General features: G+C 73.2%; 1 protein-coding gene. It reads left to right on the top strand.

The features are described from left to right. Positions 1–2,138: molybdopterin-dependent oxidoreductase (locus AB0G02_RS36535; protein ID WP_360803962.1), on the top strand; the 2,138-nt coding region annotated here is incomplete at both ends.

Genomic DNA, 2,138 nt, shown 5'->3' with positions numbered 1-2,138 from the left:
AACGTCTACGTCAAGGACGGCATCATCACCTGGGAAACCCAGGACACGGATTACCCGTCGACCGGACCGGACCGCCCGGAGTACGAGCCGCGCGGTTGTCCGCGGGGCGCCTCCTTCTCCTGGTACACGTATTCGCCCTTGCGCGTCCGCTACCCGTACGCGCGCGGCGTCCTGGTGGAGATGTACCGGGAGGCACGCCGGGTGCACGACGACCCGGTGGCCGCGTGGGCCTCCGTCGTGGACGACCCGGTCAAGCGCCGCGCCTACCAGCGCGCCCGCGGCAAGGGCGGCCTCATCCGGGTCTCGTGGGACGAGGCCGTGGAGATGGTCGCCGCCGCGCACGTGCACACGATCGCCCGCCACGGCCCGGACCGGATCGCCGGGTTCTCGCCCATCCCGGCCATGTCGATGGTCTCGCACGCGGTGGGCTCGCGGTTCATGGCGCTCATCGGCGCACCGATGCTGTCGTTCTACGACTGGTACGCCGACCTGCCGCCCGCCTCGCCCCAGGTGTTCGGCGACCAGACCGACGTGCCCGAGTCCGCGGACTGGTGGGACGCGGCCTACCTGATGCTGTGGGGCTCCAACGTGCCGGTCACCCGCACGCCGGACGCCCACTTCATGACCGAGGCCCGCTACCGGGGGCAGAAGGTCGTGGTGTGCTCGCCGGACTACTCCGACGCCACGAAGTTCGCCGACGAGTGGTTGGCGCCGCACCCCGGCACCGACGCCGCGTTGGCCGTCGCCATGGGGCACGTGGTGCTGCGCGAGTGCTTCGTCGACCGGGACGTGCCGTTCTTCACCGACTACGTCCGGCAGTACACCGACCTGCCGTTCCTGGTCACCGTGGAGGAGCGCGACGGAGGCCTGGTGCCCGGCAAGTTCCTCACCGCGGCGGACCTGGGCGAGGGCACGCCGGGCGCGGAGTGGAAGACGGTCGTGCTGGACGCCGACCGCGGCGAACCGGTGGTGCCGAACGGGTCGCTGGGCTTCCGGTGGGCCGACGAACCCGGTCGGTGGAACCTCGACCTGCGCGGCGTGACGCCCGCGCTGACCGTCCACGGTGGACCGGACGGCGCGGTGGAGTTGCTGCTGCCGCGGTTCGACGAGCCGGACGGCCGGGCCGGGACGGTGACCCGCGGCGTGCCGGTGCGGCGGGTGGCCGGTCGCCTGGTGACCACCGTGTTCGACCTGCTGCTCGCCCAGTACGGCGTGGCCCGACCCGACCTCCCCGGGCAGTGGCCCACCGGGTACGACGACGCCGACGCGCCCGGCACGCCCGCGTGGGCGGAGCAGCTCACCGGCGTGGCCGCGGGCCGGATCACCCGCATCGCCCGCGAGTTCGCCGACACCGCGGTGCGCTCGAAGGGCCGCTGCATGATCGTCATGGGCGCGGGCACCAACCACTGGTTCCACTCCGACCTGGTCTACCGGTCGTTCCTGACGCTGCTGCTGCTGACCGGCTGCCAGGGCCGCAACGGCGGCGGGTGGGCGCACTACGTCGGCCAGGAGAAGGTGCGGCCGCTGACCGGCTGGGCCACCCTCGCCGGCGCGCTGGACTGGCACCGCCCGCCGCGCCAGATGATCGGCACCGGTTACTGGTACACCCACACCGACCAGTGGCGCTACGACCGGCTCACCGCCGAGGCGCTCACCTGGCCGGGCGCGAAGGGCACCCTGGAGGGGCAGTCGGTGGCCGACTGCCTGGCGCGGTCGGCGCGGCTGGGCTGGATGCCGTCCTACCCGACGTTCGACCGCAATCCGCTGGAGCTGTGCGACGAGGCGGACGCGGCCGGTCGCGACCCGGTGGCGCACGTGGTGGAACGGGTGCGCTCCGGCGAGGTGGGGTTCGCGTGCGAGGACCCGGACGCCCCCGCCAACTGGCCGCGCGTGCTGACCGTGTGGCGCGCGAACCTGCTCGGCTCGTCGGCCAAGGGCAACGAGTACTTCCTGCGGCACCTGCTGGGCGCCGACGGCAACCCGCGGGCCGAGCAGACGCCGCCGGAGCAGCGACCGCGTTCCGTGCGGTGGCGCGACGAGGTGCCCGAGGGCAAGCTCGACCTGCTGCTGGCCCTCGACAACCGGATGACCAGCACGACGCTGTTCGCCGACGAGACGCTGCCGGCCGCCACCTGGTA

Source organism: Actinosynnema sp. NPDC023658 (assembly GCF_040639995.1).
Classification (GTDB): Bacteria; Actinomycetota; Actinomycetes; order Mycobacteriales; family Pseudonocardiaceae; genus Actinosynnema.
This window is presented reverse-complemented; position numbering and strand designations above follow the sequence as displayed.